We start from the raw sequence: 20,501 nt of genomic DNA, 5'->3' as shown, positions 1-20,501 counted from the left end.
GCGGATTCCGCCGTGCCGCCGCCGAACAGCGGCCGACCGAGGTCGGCCTCCTCAGCCCTGCCGGTTCCCGACCCGGAGCGCTCTCCGGCGACGAGGTCCAACGGGTGCCGTTGCAGCGCGCGCTGGCGCGCGAGCCCGATCTCCTGCTGCTCGACGAGCCGTTCGGCGCCCTGGACGCGCCGGGCCGGGCCGCGGCACAGCGGCTCCTCGGCGAACTGTGGCGGCGCCACGGCTGCGCCGTACTCCTGGCCACGTCCGACGTGGAGGAGGCCGTGCTGCTCGCCGACCGTGTCCTGGTGCTGGACGGGGGCGCCATCGCGTACGAGACCGCGGTCGGGCTGGACCGGCCGCGCGACCGCACCGACCCGCGCTTCGCGGAGCTGTGCGCCGGGCTGCGGGACCGTCCGGGCACCGAACCGGCCGCGTGAACCCGCCCGCCCGGGAAGATCCGTGCCGCCCGCACAGTTGGTAGAAGCGTGAACAACACCGGAGCGCAGGCACGGGAACAGGTGCAGGACCAGGTACGGGAACTGGTGCAGGACCAGGCACGGGAACTGGTGCAGGACCAGGTTCAGGACCAGGTACGGGAAGTCGACGTCGTCGTCGTGGGCGCCGGCCAGGCCGGTCTGTCCAGCGCCTACCACCTGCGGCGCACCGGCTTCGAGCCGGAGCGGGACTTCGTGGTCCTGGACCACGCGCCGCGGCCCGGCGGCGCCTGGCAGTTCCGGTGGCCGTCCCTGACGTACGGCAAGGTGCACGGCATGCACGCGCTGCCGGGTATGGAGCTGACGGACGCGGATCCGGACCGGCCGTCCTCCGAGGTCGTCGCCGAGTACTTCGACGCCTATGAACACGCCTTCGACCTGCGCGTACGGCGCCCGGTCGACGTGAAGGCCGTACGCGAGGGCGACGCGGGCCGGCTCCTCGTCGAGACGTCGGACGGTACGTGGTCCACGCGGGCGCTGATCAACGCGACGGGCACCTGGGACCGGCCGTTCTGGCCGCGCTATCCCGGCCAGGAGACCTTCCGGGGGCGTCAGCTGCACACCGCCCAGTACGCCGGCCCGCAGGACTTCGCCGGACAGCGCGTGGTTGTGGTGGGCGGGGGCGCGTCCGGGACACAGCATCTGCTGGAGATCGCCCCGTACGCGGCCGGGACCACCTGGGTGACGCGGCGACCGCCGGTCTTCCGGGAGGGGCCGTTCAGCGAGGACGTGGGCCGGGAGGCGGTCGCTCTGGTGGAGGAGCGGGTCCGTCAGGGGCTGCCCCCGAGGAGTGTCGTGTCGGTGACCGGGCTGCCGCTCAACGACGCGATCCGGCAGGGGATCGCGGACGGGGTCCTGGACCGGCTGCCGATGTTCGACCGGATCACTCCGGACGGCGTGGAGTGGGACGACGGGCGGCGCGTGGCCGCGGACGTCATTGTGTGGGCGACCGGTTTCCGCGCGGCGGTCGATCATCTGGCCCCGCTGCGGCTGCGCGAGCCCGGCGGAGGCATCCGTATCGAGGGGACCCGGGCGGCGGTCGATCCACGGATCCATCTGGTCGGGTACGGTCCGTCGGCCAGCACCATCGGCGCGAACCGTGCCGGGCGGGCGGCGGTCCGGGACATCAGACGGCTCCTGACGGACACTCCGGTCAACCCGGTCACCCCGGCCGTTGCGGGCGACCCGGTCGCGGTGGAGGCCGCCGGCTGACCTGCGGGACACGTACGCGTGTCGGCCAGGTCCGTGCGACGACGTGAGCGGTCTCCGTGACGACTTCCCGCGCCCCCGGAGGGGCGCGGCGGGCCCCGTGAGCACCTACCACGCCGTGGTCGCGGCCCGGCTCAGCCCGACGACGCCGAGGCGCCCTGGTGATGGCGGTTGAACTCGGCGACGTTCCTCTTGTGCTCCTCGTAGTCGGCCGTGAAGCGCGTGTCACCCGGCTTGACCGTGACGAAGTACAGCCAGTCGCCCTGGGTCGGCGCGACCGCGGCACGCATGGCCTCCTCACCGGGATTGGCGATCGGCGTCGGCGGCAGCCCCATCCGCGCGTACGTGTTGTACGGGCTTTCCAGCTGCGTGTCGTTCTCGCTGGTCCGCAGGGTGCTGCGGTTGAGCGCGTAATTGATGGTGGAGTCCATCTGCAGCGGCATGCCCCGGTCGAGCCGGTTGTAGATCACCCGGGCCACCCTGCCCATGTCCGCCTTGGTGGCCGCCTCCGCCTGCACGATGCTCGCGACGGTGACGGTCTGGTAGACGTTCATCGCGTTGCGCTCGGCGCCGGCCGTGACCGTACCCCCGCCGAACTTCTTGTTCGCCGTGTCGACCATGTACGAGAGCAGGGAGACGGGGGTCGACTTCTTGTCGATGGGATAGGTCGCGGGGAAGAGATAGCCCTCGGGGTTGCCGCTCGCGTCGTTCGGCAGCTTGAGGCGCGCCTTCCCCAGGGACTTCTTGCTGGAGCCCGCGGGCAGGGCGAGGGCCTTGTCCATGGCCGCGTAGACCTGGCCGGTGCGCCAGCCCTCCGGGATCACCAGGGCCTGGGGTTCCTTCTTGTCGTCCGTGCTCAGCAGCGGCACCGCCACGGCGGTGACCGCCACGACGGCGCCGGTCGCGATGAGGGCGGTCCGGCCCCGGCGCGTCAGTCGGATCGTTCTCCGTGGCGGAGTGGGCGGAGTGTAGTTCTGCATGCGGGCACGTTAACCCGCATATCGTCCTAAACTCGACATATCTTCATCTTGTTGGCTCCAGTTGGGCGTCCCTGCGGACCAGTGCGGCGTAACGGCCGTCCCGTTCCAACAGCTCCTCGTGCGTGCCCCGTTCCGCGGTGCGCCCGCGGTCGAGGACCACGATCTGGTCGGCGCCCCTAATGGTGGACAGCCGGTGCGCGATGGTGATGGTCGTCCGGTTGGCCGACAGCGCGTCGATGGCCTCCTGGACAGCTCGCTCGGTGCGGGTGTCCAGGGCGCTGGTCGCCTCGTCTAGGATCAGGACCGGCGGGTCCCGCAGGATGGTCCGGGCGATGGCGAGTCGCTGCTTCTCCCCGCCGGAGAACCGGTGTCCGCGCTCCCCCACCACCGTGTCGTACCCGTCGGGCAGGGACGTGATGTGATCGTCGATCTGCGCGGCCTTCGCGGCGGCGCGCAGTTCGTCGTCGGTGGCGTCCGGCTTGGCGAACCGCAGGTTGTCGGCGACCGTGGCGTGGAAGAGGTACGTCTCCTGCGAGACGACGCCTATCCCGCGCGCGAGGGTGTCGAAGTCCAGGTCGCGCACGTCCACCCCGTCGAGGGTGACACGGCCGCCCGTGACGTCGTACAGCCGCGGGACGAGGTGGCTGAGGGTGGATTTGCCGGCGCCGGTCTGGCCGACGACGGCGAGACTGCTGCCGGCGGGCACGGTGACGTCGATGCCGTCGAGGATCGGGCCGCTCTTGTCGTCGTACCGGAATTCGACGCCCTCGAAGCGCACTTCGCCCTTGACCTGGTCGAGGTGGACCGGCCGCTCGGGCTCCGTGATGTCGACGGGCAGATCGAGGTATTCGAAGATGCGCTGGAACAGGGCGAGCGAGGCCTGGATCTGGACGCCGGTGGACAGCAGGCTGACAGCCGGGCGGAACAGACCCTGCTGGAGCGAGACGAACGCCACCAGGGTGCCGATGGAGACCGCGGGGCCGCCGAGCTGGAGGGCCATTCCCGCGGCCCAGTAGATGACGGCCGGCATGGCGGACATGACGATGCCGATGACGGCCATCCGCCAGCGTCCCGCCATGTTCGACCGGACCTCCAGGTCGACGAGGCTCTCGGACTCCTCCGCGAAGGAGCGGGTGAGGGAGTCGGAGCGGCCCATCGTGCGGCCGAGCACGATGCCGCTCACGGAGAGCGACTCGGTGACCGTGGCGGCCATGACCGCCATCTGCTTCTGGCGCTGGGTGGTGATCTTCTTGCGTTCGTTGCCGACGCGGCGGCTGATCCACACGAACACCGGCAGCAGGAGCAGCGAGACGACGGTCAGCCGCCAGTCGAGGGCGACCATCGCGACGATCGTGGCGACGACGCTGGTGAGGTTGGAGACCAGGGAGGTGGCGGTCGAGGTGACCGTCGCCTGCATCCCGCCGATGTCGTTCGCGATGCGCGACTGGACCTCGCCGGTACGCGTCCTGGTGAAGAAGGCGAGCGACATGCGCTGCAGCCGGTCGTAGACGGCCGTGCGCAGGTCGTGCATGACGCGCTGGCCGACCGTGGTGGAGATCAGGGTCTGCAGGACCCCGAAGACACCGCCGAGCACGGCGCTGAGGATCATGCCCAGCGCGAGCAGGCTCAGCAGGCCGGTGCGGCCCTGCGGGATCGCGGTGTCCAGGATCTCCTTGAGCAGGAAGGGGGTGGCGACCGAGACCAGGGACGCGGCGCCGACCAGCAGGCCGACGACGGCCAGCCGGCCACGGTAGGGACGGAAGAGCGCGAGGATGCGGCGCACCTGCCGGGGCTGTCCTGCCTCGACGGGTGGCGGCGTCCAGTTGATGTCGTCGCGGGGCAATGGGCTCCTACGGATGCGAGAGGAAGAGGATTCATGGAGCATAGCTCATTGTTACCTATACTCACAATGAACTAGGTCCTGATATTGTTCCCGGCATGGACACTCCCGACGCCGACGGCCTGCTCGCCGAGCAGCTGCTGCGGTTGACCCGCCGTGTGCACCGCATCCAGAAGCACCATCTCCAGTCGCGCGGGCTCGGCATCACCCCGGCCCAGTCCCGGCTGCTGCGCACCCTCGCCCACTACGGCTCGCCACCGCGCATGGCCGACCTGGCCGAGCGGCTTGAGGTGGTGCCACGGGCCGTGACGACCCTGGTCGACGGACTGGAGGCGAGCGGCAGGGTACGACGCGTACCCGACCCCACCAACCGCCGGGTCATCCGCATCGAGCTGACGGAGGACGGGGGACGGGTGCTGCGGGAACTGCACGGCGCACGCCGGGAGGCCGCGGAGGACATCCTCGCGCCGCTCACCGACGAACAGCGCGCGGTGCTGGGCGGGCTGCTGGACACGCTGGTCGACGGCGCTTCTGCCCCCGGTGACGGAGTCGATGCCGGCCGGGGTGCGGGACGCGCCTGCTGACCGTCCACCGATGGCCTGCTGACTGCCTGCTGACTGCCTGCTGCGGAAAGTCCAACCCCTGGCCACTTCCGTCCCTTGTTCCCCGGTCGGCCCCCTAGGAGGGTGACAGCGCGGCGACCCCGCGCTCCCCCACCGAGGAGGTCCGATGCACGACGATCACGCGACACCGGAATCCGGAGCCGAACCCGACGAGAATCCTCAAGGCCGCTCCCGGCGCTCGGTACTGCGCACGGCAGGCGTCACCGGAACAGGACTGGGCCTGGGACTGGGCCTCGGTTCGTTCGCCGGCGGCGGCGCGGCGCACGCCGCCGGAGCCGCGGCGCCTGCGGAGACCGCCGCGGACGGCGAACCGGCCGCTCCCCCCGCGCGGGGCAGAACCATGATCGGCGTGCCGTTCGAACGGCGCGGGACCGTCCGGGTCGGGATCATCGGGCTCGGCAACCGCGGCGGCGGCATGATCGACCTGTTCCTGGCCCTCGACGGCGTCCGCGTGGTCGCGCTGTGCGATCCGGTCAAGGACAAGACCGCGACAGCCGCGGCCAAGGTGGTGGCCGCGGGACAGCCGGCCCCGGCGACGTACACGAAGGGCGAGCACGACTTCGTCGAGCTCTGCGCACGCGGTGACCTCGACTTCGTGTACGTGGCGACGCCCTGGGACCTGCATTTCGAGATGGCGCGTACGGCGATGCTCAGCGGCAAGCACGTCGGCGTGGAGTGTCCGGTCGCCATGCGGCTCGACCAGCTCTGGGAGCTGGTCGACCTCTCCGAACGCACCCGCAGACACTGCATGCAGCTGGAGAACTGTTGCTACGGCCGCAACGAGATGCGGGTCCTGCGCATGGCGCACGCGGGGAAGTTCGGCCGGCTGCTGCACGGCGCCGGGGCCTACAACCACGATCTGCGCGGCCTGATGTTCGACCCGGACTACTACGAAGGCCCCTGGCGGCGGCTGTGGCACACCCGGCTGCGCGGCGACCTCTACCCGAACCACGGCTTCGGTCCGGTCGCCAACTACATGGACGTCAACCGCGGTGACCGCGTCACCCACATCTCCAGCTTCGGCACCCCCTCGCTGGGCCTCGCCGAGTACCGCGCGGAGCACATGCCGCCGGGCGACCCGAGCTGGAAGGAGACGTACATCGAGAGCGACCGGACCATCAGCCTCGTACAGACCGCCAAGGGGCGGGTGATCCGGCTCGAACACGATGTGTCGACGCCCCACCCGTACTCGCGGATCAACAGCCTCGGCGGTACGAAGGGTGTGTTCGAGGACTACCCGGAGCGGATCTATATAGAGCCGGACCACACGGACGACGCCTGGGGCGACTTCTCGGCGTACGCGGAGTGGGACCACTGGCTGTGGAAGGAGCACTCCGACCCGCCCGGCGGCCACGGCGGGATGGACTACATCATGCTGTTCCGGCTGATGCAGTCCATCCGGCTCGGGCTGGTACCGGACTTCGACGTCTACGACGCCGCCACCTGGACCGCTCCGGTGCCGCTGAGCCACGCCTCCATCAAGGCGAACGGGGCACCGCAGGCGATCCCGGACTTCACCCGCGGTCTGTGGAGGAAGGAGCGGCCCGGCATGGACTCGCCGAAGCCGCAGGACGACCTTCGACAGGACGGGTGAGCTCTGCGTTGCTGGTGAGCACGCCCTGCACGGTCGTCAGGCGCCGGTCGTAGCACCCGTCCGAGCCGTACAGCCGGTAGCGCTCGCTCGTCGTGGCGACGGCGTGCCGCTGATCGCGCGGCACGTTCGCCGTGTAGGTCGCGTCGCCCGTGTAGCCGTCGTCGAGCCGGGACCACGCGGTGCGCCGGCCACCGCGGGTCTCGAAGACAGCCGCCCGGTCGCCCAGGGTGAGCACGGTCCGCAGCCGGTCGCCCGCGCCGAGCGTCGTGGTGCCGTCCATGGTGTACGTGCGGTCCGTACGGGTCGTCACGGCGGGCCCGCGCCCGTCCACGGTGACCTTCTCGTCGTCGGTCCAGGTCCCGTCGAGCGCGTCCGTGTTCTCGCCGTCGGTCCAGCGGTGCGCGGAGGTGCTCGCCAGCTCACGGTCGATCGTGGTCGCGACACGGCCGTGCGAGGTGTCGACGTACCCGGACACGGTCAGCCGGTGCCCGGCGACCGTGTCGAGCCGGTGCTCGGAACCGGGCGTGTACGTCGACGAGTTCGCGAGGTCGCCCGCCTTGTGGGTGGTGAGCTTCCCGGTGACGTGCGTGCTCTTCGCGTCCTGCCAGACGAGGACGTTCACCGGGGTGCTCCAGCCGCTCTGCCCCTCGGGAACGCCCACTACGGAGACGTCGATCCGGTGCGGACGGCCGTCGTTGAGCAGCCCCGCGAACGGGGTCAGGTCGTATTCGACGGGCTTGATGTCGAAGGCGCGCGGGCCCGGGATCACGTACCAGAGGAAGGGGTTGGACCAGCCGCCGGTCCACACGGTGGGGAACGGCGCGGCGATGCCCGCCAGTTTGCCGTCGACCGCTGTCTGCACCTCGCGGTAGGGGCCGGCGTCCGCCTTGCAGGAGTACGGAGCGGCGTCGGGCACGGTCAGGTACCAGTACTCCTCGCAGCCGCCGCCCGACCCCGTGGCGTACACCTCGGCGACGATGCGTTCGCTGTTGCGGGGCGTGGTGAGGGTGCCGTCCTGGAGGGTGAGGACGCGGTCGGGGGCCGCGGCGGCCTTGGCCGCGGCAGGCTTCTCGGCGGGGTGCGCCGGGTGTGCCGGGTCTGCCGGATAGAAGGTCAGAGTCACCTTGACGTCGATGATTCCGGTGTAGGTGTCGTCGACGACGTTCCCGATCAGCATCTCGACGTCGCGTGCGCCGCGGAACGTGTCGCTGTAGCGCGTGACGTCCTTCTCCACCGACCACTCGATGCCGTCGGGCGAGGGCTGCGGAGTGGACGTACGGAACACCTCGACACCGCCGACGTGCAGATACCCGAGCCGGTCGTACTGCCGCCCCTTGACCTTGCCGTCGAGGCGCAGCACGATCTTGCTCCAGCGGTCGCCGCAGCCGCGCGGGGGCGCGTACGTGCCCTTGTACGGCGTGAAGTCCCGGAACTGCGCCTCCGCGACGGTCACTTCGCAGGACGCCCCGGCGGGCCTGCTGACCGGCGGGGCGGCGGTCAGCGGGTCGCGCCAGTCGCTACCGAACTCGGCGGGCGGGTCGGCGAGCCGGGCGGCCGTCGGGGATTGCGCCGGCGGGGCCTGCGACGGCGGGACTTGCGTCGGCCGGGCGGCCTGGGCCGGACCCGCTCCGAGGAGGGTGCTCGCCACGAGGGTCGCTCCGGCGAGCATGGACATGATGATCCGTCTACTCATGAGCGGTGTTCTACGGGGAGTCGGCCCGGCCCGCAATGCCCCGTGGGACCGGAGCCCGGTGGTGAGGGGCCGTCAGGCTTTGAGGTTCGCCTTGTCGCCCATCACCACGAGCGGGTGCCGGTCCGGGTCGAGGGTGCGCAGCAGGTACTGCATGCCCGACTTGGACAGGCTCACGCAGGCCGACGTACCGCTGCCGTGGTCCATGTGCAGCCAGATGCTGCCGCCCTTGGACTGGCCCTGGGGACGGGTCGGGTCGTTGGGCGAGGTGCCCTTGACGCGGTTGTAGTCGATGGCGATGACGTAGTCGAAGTCGTGCCAGTGCGACTTGGCCCAGTAGTGCGGGGCCTGGAAACCCGAGGACTGCGTGTACGGGAGCCCGGCGCCGGGGTCGGCGAGGACACCGCCCGAGTCGCTGAGCGTGAACACCCCGACGGGGCTGCGCTTGTCGCCCTCGTTGTGGTCGGTCGTCCAGCCCTTCTTGCCGTTGTGCCCTTCCCAGCTGCGGGTCTTGTCCCAGGTGGAGCCGGACTTGGTGTAGAGGACGATCGTCGACTTCGCCGAGTCCTTGCCCTGTCCGTAGACCGCCACGACCTGCCGGGAGTTCGCGGGGATCTGCTTCTGCAGCTTGTCCCCCACGTCGGGGATGCGCTTGAGGTCGACCGTGCGCGCCTGCCGGGAACCGTCCCCCGCCTGCCCGTTGCTCTTCTTCCCGCCGCCGTCGTCCGAACCGCCGCAGGCCGCCAGTGGCAGGACCAGGGCGCCCAGGACCGCGGCCAGGGCCGTCGTGCGCATCCCTCCGTTTATGTGCATACCGTCCATCGTCGCACCACGACGCGGCCGATCGGGCCCACCCCCTCGGCCTGGCGGTCATATCCGGGCGGTCCGGGCCGAATCTTTGCCCCACGACGGAAAAGCGTTTGCCTGCGACCACGCTGCGACGCGAACCTTGCACGGTTTGTTGCCTCCGCACCTCCGTACTACGAGCCCTTTGGGACGTCATGCAGATTCAAGACCTTCCGTATCCCGACCCGGGTGTGCCGGACGCACGCTCGGGGCCCCGATTCCTGGTGTGGCTCGGCCGGAATCAGCTCGGCGGACAGCTGAAGGCCCTGGTCTGGGGGCTGCTGCACTTCCTGTCCGTGTCCGCACTGCCCTTCTGCGTCGGCTTCGCCGTCCAGGCCGTCGTGGACCGCTCCGGAGCACGACTGGCCCTCGCGGGCGGGCTGCTCGCCCTGTGCGGCTTCGGTATCGCCCTGGGCGACACCATGCTGCACCGGGCCGCGGTCACCAACTGGATCACCGCGGCCGCGCGCGTGCAGCAACTGCTGGCACGCAGGACCGCCCTGCTGGGCTCTGCGCTGACCCGACGCGTCGCGGCCGGTGAGATCGTGGCGGTCTCCACGGGCGACGTCGAGAAGATCGGTTGGTTCGTGGAAGCCGTGTCGCGGTTCACCGCGGCCGCGGTGACCGTCGTGCTCGTCTGTGTCGCCCTCGTCGTCTACCAGCCGGCGCTCGGCGTCGTCGTCGCCGTGGGCCTGCCCGTCCTGGCGCTGTCGGTGCTGCCGCTGCTGCCCCGGGCCACCCGCCGCGCCGACTTCCAGCGCGAGAGGGCGGGACGCGCCACCGAGCTGGCTTCGGACACCGTCGCGGGCCTGCGCGTGCTGCGCGGGATCGGCGGCGAGGAACTGTTCCTCGACCGCTACCGCCGCGCCTCGCAGGAGGTCCGGCACGCCGCCGTGCGCAGCGCCCGCATGTGGGCGCTGATCCACGCGATCCAGGTCTTCCTCCCCGGTCTGCTGCTGATCGTGGTCGTCTGGCACGGCGTGAACCTGGCCCGCGAGGGCCGGATCACCGTCGGCGAGATGGTCACCGTCTACAGCGCGGTCATGATCCTCACCTACCCTCTGCGGCACTTCACCGAGATCGCGATGGCGTACTCCTTCTCCCGGCCGTCCGCCAGGCGCGCGGCGCGGGTGCTGTCGCTCGAACGGGCCACGGACGGCGAGGGATCGCGCGAGGCCGTCGTGCCGACCGGTGACCTGTACGACCCCGCGACCGGTCTGCTCGCGCCCGCGGGACGGCTGACCGCCGTGGTGTGCGGCGACCCGGACGCCGCGGGCGAACTGGCCGAACGCCTCGGCGGTCATACGGCGGAGTCCTCTGAGCTGCCGTCCGCGCTGGTCGGAGGCGTACCGCTCGACGAACTGCCCCTGCGCTCCGCGCGCAGTGCCGTCCTCGTCCAGGACAAGGATCCGGTCCTGCTCTCCGGCACACTGCGCGAACTGCTCGACGTGCCCTCCTCCGGAGACGTCAGTCCCGAGGAGGCGCTGTCCGCGGCCCAGTGCGGCGACGTCCTGGACGCGCTGGCCCAGGGTTCGCTGGACGCCGACGACCCGATGGACGCCCGGATCACCGAACGCGGCCGGTCCCTGTCCGGCGGCCAGCGCCAGCGTCTCGCCCTGGCCCGGTCGCTGGTCACCGCCCCGGGCGTACTGGTCCTGGACGAACCGACGTCCGCGGTCGACTCGCACACCGAGGCGCGGATCGCCGACGGGATCCGCGCCCTGCGGCAGGGGCGCACGACGGTGGTCCTCACCTCGTCGCCGTTGCTCCTGGACCGCGCGGACCGGGTCGTGCTCGTCCACGAGGGCGAGGTGGCGGCGGTCGGTGTGCACCGCGAACTGCTGCACAGCGAAGCGCGGTACCGCGCCGTGGTGACCCGTGAGACCGACGACGAGGCCGCCGAACAGGAACTGACACAGCTGCGGGAACTGGAAGAGATCGAGGAGACGGCATGATCGGCGTAGCGCCACCGGCCTACGATCCGGCGGCCCCGACGACGGCAGAGACCCTGCCCGTCGGCGCCACCGCGACCGTACGCGCCTACGTGGCCGAACTGTTCCGGCGGCATCGCCGGACCTTCCTGGTGCTCGTCACCGTCAACACGGTCGCCGTCGTCTCCTCGATGGTGGGCCCCTATCTGCTGGGCTCCCTGGTCCAGCACGTCTCCGAAGGCACGACCGCCGCGCGCGAACTGCACCTGGAGCGCACCGTCGCGCTGTTCGCCCTCGCCCTGGTCGTCCAGGCCGTGTTCGTGCACCAGGTGCAACTGCGCGGGGCCATGCTCGGCGAGCGGATGCTGGCCGACCTGCGCGAGGACTTCCTCGTACGGGCCGTGGGACTGCCGCCCGGCGTCCTGGAGCGGGCCGGCACGGGCGATCTGCTCTCCCGGATCACCACGGACATCGACCGCCTCGCCAACGCCATGCGCGAGGCCGTGCCGCAGCTCGCCATCGCCGTGGTGTGGGTGGCGCTGCTGCTCGGCGGACTCGTCGTGACCGCGCCGCCACTCGCGCCGGCCGTACTGGTCGCCCTCCCGATCCTGCTGATCGGCTGCCGCTGGTACTTCAAGCGCGCCGCGTCCGGCTACCGCTCCGAGGCGGCCGGTTACGCGGCCGTGGCCGCCGTGCTCGCCGAGACCGTGGACGCCGGGCGCACCGTCGAGGCCCACCGCCTGGGCGAGCGCCGCATCGCTCTGTCGGACCAGCGGGTCAAGGAGTGGACTGCCTGGGAGCGGTACACCCTCTGGCTGCGGTCGGTGCTCTTCCCGGTCGTCAACGCCACCCACACCACGGTCCTCGGCTCGGTCCTCATGATCGGCGGATACTTCGTCCTCCAGGGCTGGATCGACGTGGGCCAGCTGACGACGGGCGCCCTGATCGCGCAGATGCTCGTCGACCCGGTGGGCCTGATCCTGCGCTGGTACGACGAGCTGCAGGTGGCCCATGTCTCGCTGGCACGGCTGGTGGGCGTCCGCGAGATCGAGCCGGACGCGGGGGACGGGGCCCTGGCCCCCGAGGGGCGTGACGTGCACGCCGACGAGGTGCACTTCGGCTACCGGGCGGGCGTCGATGTGCTGCGCAAGGTCTCCCTGGAAGTCGCGCCCGGCACCCGGCTGGCCCTGGTCGGCCCGTCCGGCGCGGGCAAGTCCACGCTCGGCAGGCTGCTCGCCGGGATCTACGCGCCCCGCACGGGCCAGGTCACCCTGGGCGGCGCCGAACTGTCCCGGATGTCCGCGGAACGGGTCCGCTCCCACGTGGCCCTGGTCAACCAGGAGCACCACGTGTTCGTGGGCGCCCTGCGCGACAACCTGCTCCTCGCCCGCACGGGCGCGGGCGACGCCGAGCTGTGGGCCGCCCTCGGCGCGGTCGACGCCGCCGGGTGGGCGCGGGCGCTGGACGACGGACTCGACACAGAGGTCGGCTCGGGCGGTGTCGCGCTCACGCCCGCCCAGGCCCAGCAGATCGCGCTCGCACGGCTGGTGCTCGCGGACCCGCACACGCTGGTCCTGGACGAGGCCACCTCGCTCCTCGACCCGCGGGCGGCCCGGCACCTGGAGCGTTCCCTGGCCCGGGTGCTCGACGGCCGCACCGTGGTCGCCATCGCCCACCGGCTGCACACCGCGCACGACGCGGACGTCATCGCCGTCGTCGAGAACGGCCGCATCAGCGAGCTCGGCAGCCACGACCAGCTGGTCGCCGCGGACGGCGCGTACGCGGCGCTGTGGCGGTCCTGGCACGGGTGAACGGGGACGTGGGCGGGCCGGCCCGGCGGCGCTCCGGCCGCTGGGCTCGGACGCCCCGGGACGCCCGCCGGTGACCGGGCCGGTCCGTCGTGGCGCCGCGCCCGGCGGCCGGCCCTCCCCCACGCTCGTCCGAGCGGGCCGACGCGCCCGGCCGGGCTCCGTGACGTTGCGCGGTGTCGCAGGTGGGTGGAAGTGTGGAGGTCGGCACCGGCTCGGGGAGCGCCCGGGAACCGCCCGGTTCCACGTGTTCCGTACGGGCGAGGCCTGGGCCGAGCGGTCCGCGTACCCGCCGCCGTACGCGGTGACAGCAGGCCGGCCCGCACCACCTGGAGGTACCCGTGGACAGTGCCGACGGTTGGGGAGACGATGTCTACCAGCCCGACGGATCCGAGGTTCAGGACGACGCCGGACTGCTCGACGCCGAGGACACACTCGAAACGGACGGTGTGAGCGACCCTCTGGACCGCGGCTGGTCCCCTCCGGAACGCCCATGGGCGGTGGAACGCAACGACGTGACAGCGGCCGAGCGCCATCGCGGCGAAACCCTCGACGAACGTCTCGCCGAAGAACTCCCGGACATAGCGGCACCCGACGGCGACGGCATCGGAGACTGCCCCGACTCGGACGGCGAACCCCTGGACAACGAAGTGGGCACCCTCCGCTCCGGGCGCCTCGTGGCCCCCGGAGAAGGAGCGCACGAGGACGGGGAGAGCGGGCTGGTCGCCACCGACGTGGGCATCGACGGAGCCGCCGCCTCGGCGGAGGAGGCCGCCATGCACATTGTGGACGAGGACTCCCTGTCCGGCTGACCGCGTCCTGCCCGCTGCCCTGTCCGAGCACCCCTCCCCCACGCAAGGAGCACTCATGCAGCAGGACAAGCACCCCGACTACCACTCCGTCGTCTTCCGTGACCGAGCCGCCGGGTACGCGTTCCTGACCCGGTCCACCGCCGCCAGCGACCAGACCATCGAGTGGGACGACGGCCGGACGTACCCCGTCGTGGACGTGGAGATCTCCTCGGAGAGCCACCCCTTCTACACGGGCACGGCCAGGACCGTGGACACCGAGGGACGGGTCGCCCGCTTCGAGAAGCGGTACGGCGGCGGAGGCCAGGACAAGGCGTCGGGCGACGCGTCCTGACCCGTCCGGAAGGGGTGCTGCCCGGCGGCGGGTGACAGCTGCGCCGTGCCCGCCGGCCGCGCCCCTGCTCCCGGTCGCGCGGTCGCCCGGGCGCCTCGGCCTCAGATGAAGTTGAGCGCGGCCGCGCCGCCCACTCCGCCCAGCACCATGAACGCCGGCATCAGCACCTTCAGCTCCACCCAGCTGCCCGCCCTGAACCGCAGCGCCTTGGGCGGTCCGATCGGGTACCAGCGCTTGCGGCCGACCGGGATCGGCCACAGGATCGGGCAGCCCGACACCGTCAGCGCGTCCCCGATGTCGTGCACCAGCGCGCCCAGGACGATCGGCAGTCCGAGCCACAGGTACTCCTGGCCCGGCGCGGTGAAGAGCCAGTCGGCTCCGTTGCCCGGCTTGTCCAGCACTCCCGCGATGATCCACGCACTCGTCGCGGCCAGCAGCCAGACCAGGACGTCGGCGCTTGAACCACGCGTCGCCCGCCAGAGCAGCCCTTCGATGGCGAGCACCATGTGCACGAACAGAAGTCCCAGAACCGCCCAGCGGCCTCCGGTGATCGCGGCGACCGAGGCTCCGGCCCCGATCAGCACGGCCCACAGCCAGGTGTGCGTCAGTGTGCGGTGCCCGCCCGAGCGCCGCGGGTCGCCGGGCTTCCTCGTCCCCCTGTAGACGGCGTACGAGAGCTTGTCGACGATCTCGCACAGGCCGCGTGAGACCGGTCCGAAGGCCCGCGAGATGGTGGCGGCCTTGTGGTCCAGATCCGGGGCGAGGGCGGCGCCCGCGCAGATCAGCGCCCCGGCCAGAAGCACCGGCCACGGCATCGTGTGGCCGGAGGCGGCCGCCGCCGCTCCGACGCCCAGCCAGGCCGCCGCCCCGGACAGTGAGTGTGCTGGTCCCATCATGGCCGTGCCCCGCCCCATTCTTCTTGTACTGACTGCCAGTTGTCGCAGTGAGCTGACACCTGGTCGGCGACACAGCGTAGCGTTCGTGATCTTCGGCCTCGCATCCGATTCCCTCATCGGGTGCGATGACAGGCAAGATGGGTGTGTGACCCTTATCGATCAGCTGCCGCAGACCGCAGATCCCGACGCCCTCTACGAAGCCTTCGAGTCGTGGGCCGGGGAACGCGGTCTCACGCTCTATCCGCACCAGGAGGAGGCGCTGATCGAGGTGGTCTCGGGTGCGAACGTGATCGTGTCGACCCCCACCGGGTCCGGCAAGAGCATGATCGCCGCGGGTGCGCACTTCGCGGCGCTCGCCCGGGACGAGGTCACCTTCTACACCGCGCCGATCAAGGCGCTCGTCTCGGAGAAGTTCTTCGAGCTGTGCAAGATGTTCGGCACCGAGAACGTCGGCATGCTGACCGGCGACGCGTCCGTGAACGCGGACGCCCCGGTCATCTGCTGCACCGCCGAGGTCCTTGCCTCGATCGCGCTGCGCGACGGCAAGCAGGCCGACGTCGGCCAGGTCGTGATGGACGAGTTCCACTTCTACGCCGAGGGCGACCGCGGCTGGGCCTGGCAGATCCCGATCCTCGAACTGCCGCAGGCCCAATTCATCCTGATGTCGGCGACGCTCGGCGACGTCTCCATGTTCGAGGAGGATCTGACCCGGCGCACCGGCCGTCCCACCTCGGTGGTCCGCTCGGCGACCCGTCCCGTCCCTCTCTCCTACGAGTACAAGCTGACTCCGCTCACCGAGACACTCACCGAGCTCCTGGAGACGCGGCAGGCGCCCGTCTACATCGTGCACTTCACCCAGGCGCAGGCCGTGGAGCGGGCGCAGGCGCTGATGAGCATCAACATGTGCACGCGCGAGGAGAAGGACCAGATCGCCACGCTGATCGGCAACTTCCGCTTCACCACCAAGTTCGGCCGCAACCTCTCGCGCTACGTACGGCACGGCATCGGTGTGCACCACGCCGGCATGCTGCCCAAGTACCGCCGCCTGGTCGAGAAGCTGGCGCAGGCCGGTCTCCTGAAGGTCATCTGCGGCACCGACACCCTCGGTGTCGGCGTCAACGTGCCCATCCGTACCGTGCTGTTCACCGCTCTGGCGAAGTACGACGGCACGCGTGTGCGGACCCTGCGCGCGCGGGAGTTCCATCAGATCGCGGGCCGGGCCGGCCGGGCCGGTTTCGACACGGCGGGTTTCGTCGTGGCGCAGGCTCCCGAGCACGTCGTGGAGAACGAGAAGGCCCTTGCCAAGGCCGGCGACGACCCGAAGAAGCGTCGCAAGGTGGTGCGCAAGAAGGCCCCGGAAGGCTTTGTGGGCTGGACGGAAGGCACGTTCGAGAAGCTGATCTCGTCCGATCCGGAGCCGCTGACCTCGCGTTTCCGGGTCACTCACACGATGCTTCTGTCCGTGATCGCGCGGCCCGGCAACGCCTTCGCCGCGATGCGTCATCTGCTGGAGGACAACCACGAGCCGCGCAAGCAGCAACTGCGGCACATCAGGCGGGCGATCGCCATCTACCGCTCGCTCCTCGACGGCGGAGTCGTGGAGAAGCTCGACACACCCGACGCGGAAGGGCGCATCGTGCGCCTCACCGTCGACCTGCAGCAGAACTTCGCCCTCAACCAGCCGCTGTCGACCTTCGCCCTTGCCGCCTTCGACCTCCTGGACCCGGAATCGCCTTCGTACGCCCTGGACATGGTGTCCGTCGTGGAGTCCACGCTGGACGACCCGCGGCAGATTCTCGCCGCCCAGCAGAACAAGGCCCGCGGCGAGGCCGTGGGAGCGATGAAGGCGGAAGGCATCGAGTACGAGGAGCGCATGGAGCGGCTCCAGGACGTGTCGTACCCCAAGCCGCTCGAAGAGCTGCTCTTCCACGCATACGACACCTACCGCAAGAGCCACCCGTGGGTGGGCGACCACCCGCTCTCCCCGAAGTCCGTCATCCGCGACATGTACGAACGGGCCATGACCTTCACCGAGTTCGTGACCCACTACGAACTCGCCCGCACCGAGGGCATCGTGCTGCGCTACCTGGCGAGCGCCTACAAGGCCCTTGACCACACCGTCCCGGACGACCTGAAGTCGGAGGACCTGGAGGACCTGATCGCCTGGCTCGGCGAGATGGTGCGGCAGGTCGACTCCAGCCTCCTCGACGAGTGGGAGCAGCTCGCCAACCCCGAGGTGATGACGGCCGAGGAGGCCCAGGAGAAGGCCGACCAGGTGAAGCCGGTCACGGCCAACGGGCGCGCCTTCCGGGTCCTCGTCCGCAACGCCATGTTCCGGCGCGTCGAACTCGCCGCCCTCGACAACGTCGCCGAACTCGGAGAGCTCGACTCCGACGCGGGCTGGGACGCCGACGCGTGGGGCGAGGCCATGGACGACTACTGGGACGAGTACGACGACCTCGGCACCGGCCCCGACGCGCGCGGTCCCAAGCTCCTGCTCATCGACGAGCAGCCGGAGAACGGTCTGTGGCGGGTCCGGCAGACCTTCGCCGACCCGAACGGCGACCACGACTGGGGCATCAGCGCGGAGATCGACCTCGTGGCCTCCGATGCCGAGGGGCGTGCCATCGTCAAGGTCACCGCCGTCGGCCAGCTGTGAGCACAGGAGAACGCGACACATGACGAACCCAGCGGAACGACTCGTCGATCTGCTCGACCTGGAGCAGATCGAGGTCAACATCTTCCGTGGCCGCAGCCCGCAGGAATCCCTGCAACGGGTCTTCGGCGGACAGGTCGCCGGCCAGGCCCTGGTCGCCGCCGGCCGCACCACGGAACCGGAACGGCCCGTGCACTCCCTGCACGCGTACTTCCTGCGTCCGGGCCGGCCGGGCGTGCCCATCGTGTACCAGGTCGAACGCGTACGGGACGGACGGTCGTTCACCACGCGCCGCGTCACCGCCGTGCAGCAGGGCCGCACGATCTTCAATCTGACCGCCTCCTTTCACAAGCCTGAGGAAGGGAGCTTCGAGCACCAGCTGCCGCCGGCTCGTGAGGTCCCGGATCCGGAGTCGCTCCCGAGCGTCACTCAGGAGATCAAGGAACATCTGGGCGCGCTCCCCGAGACGCTGGAGCGCATGGCCCGGCGCCAGCCCTTCGACATCCGCTACGCGGACCGGTTGCGCTGGACACCGGAGGAGATCGAGAACGCGGAGCCGCGCAGCGCCGTATGGATGCGCGCGGTCGGGCCGCTGGGCGACGACCCGCTGGTCCACACCTGCGCGCTCACCTACGCGAGCGACATGACTCTCCTGGACGCCGTCCGTATCCCGGTGGAACCGCTGTGGGGCAGACGCGGTTTCGACATGGCCTCCCTGGACCACGCCATGTGGTTCCACCGGCCGTTCCGCGCCGACGAGTGGTTCCTGTACGACCAGGAGTCCCCGATCGCGACGGGTGGCCGAGGGCTGGCCCGGGGGCGGATCTACGACCAGGAGGGACGCCTGCTCGTTTCCGTCGTCCAGGAAGGACTGTTCCGCAAGCTGGAGGACTGACCGGGCGCCGGGCGCCGGGCCCCCGGTTCAGAGGTTTCTGCGCCGCAGCCAGCCGAGGAGCCGCCCGGGGCGTCCCGGTTCGTCGATCGCGGGTCGTACCTCGGCCGGCCGTCGTACTACGGCCGGGTGTGGCGCGGCGGCCGAATGCGGCGCTGCAGCCGGACGCGTTGCTCCGGCAGCATGCACTGCACCGGCTGAATGTACTGCTCCGGCAGGATGCACTGCGCCGGCAGAGTGCCGTCCCTCGGACGGATGCCGTCCGCCCGGACGGTGCCGTACTTCCGCGGGGCGCCGCTGTTCTCCCGGACGTCGCTGCCCGGCCGGACGTCGCACCGCGGCCGGGTGCCGCAGCTCGGCGGCTTCACGCAGGTCGGCGGGCTGCCGGTGGTCGACCCGCGTGCGGTGTTCCCCGGGAGGCGTCGGCCGGTCGTGCCCCGCTTCCGGGGTCCCGGTCTCCGCCGTCGGTCGCGGGGCGGCCCGGCGGTCGCGTGCCTCCTCCAGGCCGTTCGCCAGGTCGGCCCGGAGCCAGCTGATCTCGTCCGGATCCGTCGCTGTCATGATCCGGGCCGTGATGAGGGCGGCGGGCGAGTCGGGCGCACCGTGGGTGGTCTGTTCGGGCCGGTAACGGTCCATGTAGGCCCGCTCATAGGGATCGGGGACGATCTCGGCGACCTGAACGGGGTCGAGCAGCGACGCCACGACCGCGGCACGCGCCCACGGGTCCTCGTTCTGCCGAAGCAAAAATCCGAGGTGCCGACCCCGCCAGTTCCGGGCCCGCAGGTCGAGCCCCGTCTCCAGCTGGGCGCGCAGGGTCTCGGGCACACGGCCATTCAGCAGGGGCGCATGCTTCTTGTCGTCGGCGAACTGCCGCAGCTCCTCTGCCAGATACAGCCACACCACGGCGCGATACCGGTTCAAGTAGAACTTTACGGGCACGACCAGGCCCAGGCGGGCAAAGCGGGTGAACCGGGCGGTCGTGACGCCCATGAGGGCCGCGCCCTCCGAGGTGCCGACTGCTTTGACCCGTTCCCGCAGGGTCTCGGGGAAGCCGTCCTCGGCCTGCACCCTGTCGATTTCCTCGCGGGTGACGCGATGGCCTCCGCCGCCCTCGTCAGGCACGGTGCGGATGCGCCCCAGCCGTACGGCGAGGTCGAACTCGCCCCGCTTGAGCCCCAGCTCCCGCGCGGCGCGGCTCTGCGCGAGTGTCGAGGCCTGTGCCGAAGTCACACCGTCAGCCCCATTCGGACCAGGCATGACGGACTGTGGGATGGTCGGCACAACGGACTGTGCGGCGGTCTGCACGACGGACTGTGCGACGGTCGGCGTGGCTGACTGCGTGATGGTGTTGCCGGACATGATGGTTCTCCCCCGTGCAGCGATGTGCGTTGCGTGCGCTTGCTTCGGGAAAAACCGTAGCCGGTTCGCCGCGTCTCGCGCCGAGCCTGTGGATAACTTCGATCGCGATGACGTCTGTGCAGGTCAGATGTCTATGGTGGGCGAGTGTTCCGGATGTCGGGCATCGACATGCAGGTGCTCGCCGACGCGATTGACGAGCAGGGTCATCTCGTACGCGACCTGGCCGATGTCGGCTTCGGCCGCGCTGAGCACGCACAGACAGCTGCCGGTGCCGGCCGCCGTGACGAAGAGCACCGCGTCATCGAACTCGATCATGGTCTGACGGACCCGGCCCGCGCCGAAGTGCCGGCCCGAGCCCTTGGCCAGGCTGTGCAGGCCGGATGAGACGGCGGCGAGATGTTCGGCGTCCTCCCGCCGCAGACCTGTGCTCGCACCGGTCACCAGACCGTCGTTGGACAGCACGAGTGCGTGGCGTATGTGCTCGACACGCTGGGTCAGGTCGTCGAGCAGCCAGTCAAGTCCCCGGTTCTCCGCCATGATCCGTCTCCC

The 20,501-nt window shown here is 70.8% G+C and carries 16 protein-coding genes and 1 pseudogene; 10 read left to right on the top strand and 7 right to left on the bottom strand.

Annotation, left to right across the window (positions count from 1 at the left end; translation table 11 throughout):
- Both ACFWGJ_RS06400 and ACFWGJ_RS06395 read left to right on the top strand, forming a co-directional pair.
- Positions 1 to 428 (top strand): ATP-binding cassette domain-containing protein (locus ACFWGJ_RS06400; protein ID WP_387321422.1); only part of this gene is annotated, 428 nt, incomplete at its 5' end.
- A gap of 129 nt (positions 429 to 557) precedes the next feature.
- On the top strand, positions 558 to 1,697 hold the full coding sequence (locus ACFWGJ_RS06395) for an NAD(P)-binding domain-containing protein (protein WP_387321425.1): 1,140 nt from the start codon (positions 558 to 560) through the stop codon (positions 1,695 to 1,697).
- Between the two features lie 131 nt (positions 1,698 to 1,828).
- On the opposite strand, the gene mltG is transcribed toward ACFWGJ_RS06395, so the two are convergent.
- Entirely contained in the window at positions 1,829 to 2,674 is an 846-nt protein-coding gene (gene mltG / locus ACFWGJ_RS06390; protein WP_387321421.1) for an endolytic transglycosylase MltG, read from the bottom strand.
- 43 nt (positions 2,675 to 2,717) lie between these two features.
- On the bottom strand, positions 2,718 to 4,517 hold the full coding sequence (locus ACFWGJ_RS06385; RefSeq protein ID WP_387321420.1) for an ABC transporter ATP-binding protein: 1,800 nt from the start codon (positions 4,515 to 4,517) through the stop codon (positions 2,718 to 2,720).
- A 95-nt stretch (positions 4,518 to 4,612) separates the two neighbouring features.
- On the opposite strand from ACFWGJ_RS06385, the gene ACFWGJ_RS06380 reads away from it, so the two are divergent.
- On the top strand, positions 4,613 to 5,098 hold the full coding sequence (locus tag ACFWGJ_RS06380; protein ID WP_387321419.1) for a MarR family winged helix-turn-helix transcriptional regulator: 486 nt from the start codon (positions 4,613 to 4,615) through the stop codon (positions 5,096 to 5,098).
- A 145-nt stretch (positions 5,099 to 5,243) separates the two neighbouring features.
- A complete protein-coding gene (locus ACFWGJ_RS06375) occupies positions 5,244 to 6,731 on the top strand; it encodes a Gfo/Idh/MocA family protein (protein ID WP_387321418.1) in 1,488 nt (495 codons plus the stop codon).
- 7 nt (positions 6,732 to 6,738) lie between these two features.
- On the opposite strand, the pseudogene ACFWGJ_RS06370 reads toward ACFWGJ_RS06375, so the two are convergent.
- A pseudogene (locus ACFWGJ_RS06370) lies at positions 6,739 to 8,424 on the bottom strand (peptide-N4-asparagine amidase); the annotation flags it as partial.
- 72 nt (positions 8,425 to 8,496) lie between these two features.
- Positions 8,497 to 9,234, bottom strand: coding sequence for a hypothetical protein (locus tag ACFWGJ_RS06365; protein WP_387321417.1), 738 nt, complete (start codon positions 9,232 to 9,234; stop codon positions 8,497 to 8,499).
- 188 nt (positions 9,235 to 9,422) lie between these two features.
- Between ACFWGJ_RS06365 and ACFWGJ_RS06360 the strand changes: the two genes are divergently transcribed.
- The 4 genes from ACFWGJ_RS06360 (at position 9,423) to ACFWGJ_RS06345 (ending at position 14,149) form a co-directional block, all read left to right on the top strand.
- Positions 9,423 to 11,222, top strand: coding sequence for an ABC transporter transmembrane domain-containing protein (locus ACFWGJ_RS06360; protein ID WP_387321416.1), 1,800 nt, complete (start codon positions 9,423 to 9,425; stop codon positions 11,220 to 11,222).
- Positions 11,219 to 13,009 (top strand): ABC transporter ATP-binding protein, encoded by a 1,791-nt coding sequence (locus ACFWGJ_RS06355; protein WP_387321415.1) that lies wholly within the window; start codon positions 11,219 to 11,221, stop codon positions 13,007 to 13,009. The genes ACFWGJ_RS06360 and ACFWGJ_RS06355 overlap by 4 nt, the downstream gene beginning before the upstream one ends.
- A 338-nt stretch (positions 13,010 to 13,347) precedes the next feature.
- Entirely contained in the window at positions 13,348 to 13,818 is a 471-nt protein-coding gene (locus ACFWGJ_RS06350; RefSeq protein WP_387321414.1) for a DUF5709 domain-containing protein, read from the top strand.
- A 55-nt stretch (positions 13,819 to 13,873) separates the two neighbouring features.
- The gene (locus ACFWGJ_RS06345) at positions 13,874 to 14,149 is read left to right on the top strand and encodes a type B 50S ribosomal protein L31 (RefSeq protein WP_387321413.1); all 276 of its coding nucleotides are present in this window, start codon (positions 13,874 to 13,876) and stop codon (positions 14,147 to 14,149) included.
- Between the two features lie 101 nt (positions 14,150 to 14,250).
- On the opposite strand, the gene ACFWGJ_RS06340 is transcribed toward ACFWGJ_RS06345, so the two are convergent.
- On the bottom strand, positions 14,251 to 15,045 hold the full coding sequence (locus ACFWGJ_RS06340; protein ID WP_387321412.1) for a metal-dependent hydrolase: 795 nt from the start codon (positions 15,043 to 15,045) through the stop codon (positions 14,251 to 14,253).
- Between the two features lie 145 nt (positions 15,046 to 15,190).
- On the opposite strand from ACFWGJ_RS06340, the gene ACFWGJ_RS06335 reads away from it, so the two are divergent.
- Positions 15,191 to 17,704: a DUF3516 domain-containing protein gene (locus ACFWGJ_RS06335; protein ID WP_387321411.1), complete on the top strand. Its 2,514-nt coding sequence runs from the start codon at positions 15,191 to 15,193 to the stop codon at positions 17,702 to 17,704.
- Positions 17,705 to 17,723: 19 nt separating this feature from the next.
- Positions 17,724 to 18,596 (top strand): acyl-CoA thioesterase, encoded by an 873-nt coding sequence (locus tag ACFWGJ_RS06330; RefSeq protein WP_387321410.1) that lies wholly within the window; start codon positions 17,724 to 17,726, stop codon positions 18,594 to 18,596.
- Between the two features lie 27 nt (positions 18,597 to 18,623).
- Here ACFWGJ_RS06330 and ACFWGJ_RS06325 read toward each other — a convergent pair whose 3' ends face one another.
- Positions 18,624 to 19,823, bottom strand: a complete 1,200-nt coding sequence (locus tag ACFWGJ_RS06325; protein ID WP_387321409.1) for a DUF6397 family protein — start codon at positions 19,821 to 19,823, stop codon at positions 18,624 to 18,626.
- 252 nt (positions 19,824 to 20,075) lie between these two features.
- Positions 20,076 to 20,489, bottom strand: coding sequence for a roadblock/LC7 domain-containing protein (locus ACFWGJ_RS06320; RefSeq protein WP_210891102.1), 414 nt, complete (start codon positions 20,487 to 20,489; stop codon positions 20,076 to 20,078).
- Positions 20,490 to 20,501: the final 12 nt, after the last annotated feature.

It is taken from the genome of Streptomyces sp. NPDC060205, from assembly GCF_042728395.1.
GTDB lineage: Bacteria > Actinomycetota > Actinomycetes > Streptomycetales > Streptomycetaceae > Streptomyces.
The sequence above is the reverse complement of the archived record's forward strand: the minus strand, read 5'-3'. Positions and strand labels throughout refer to the sequence as shown.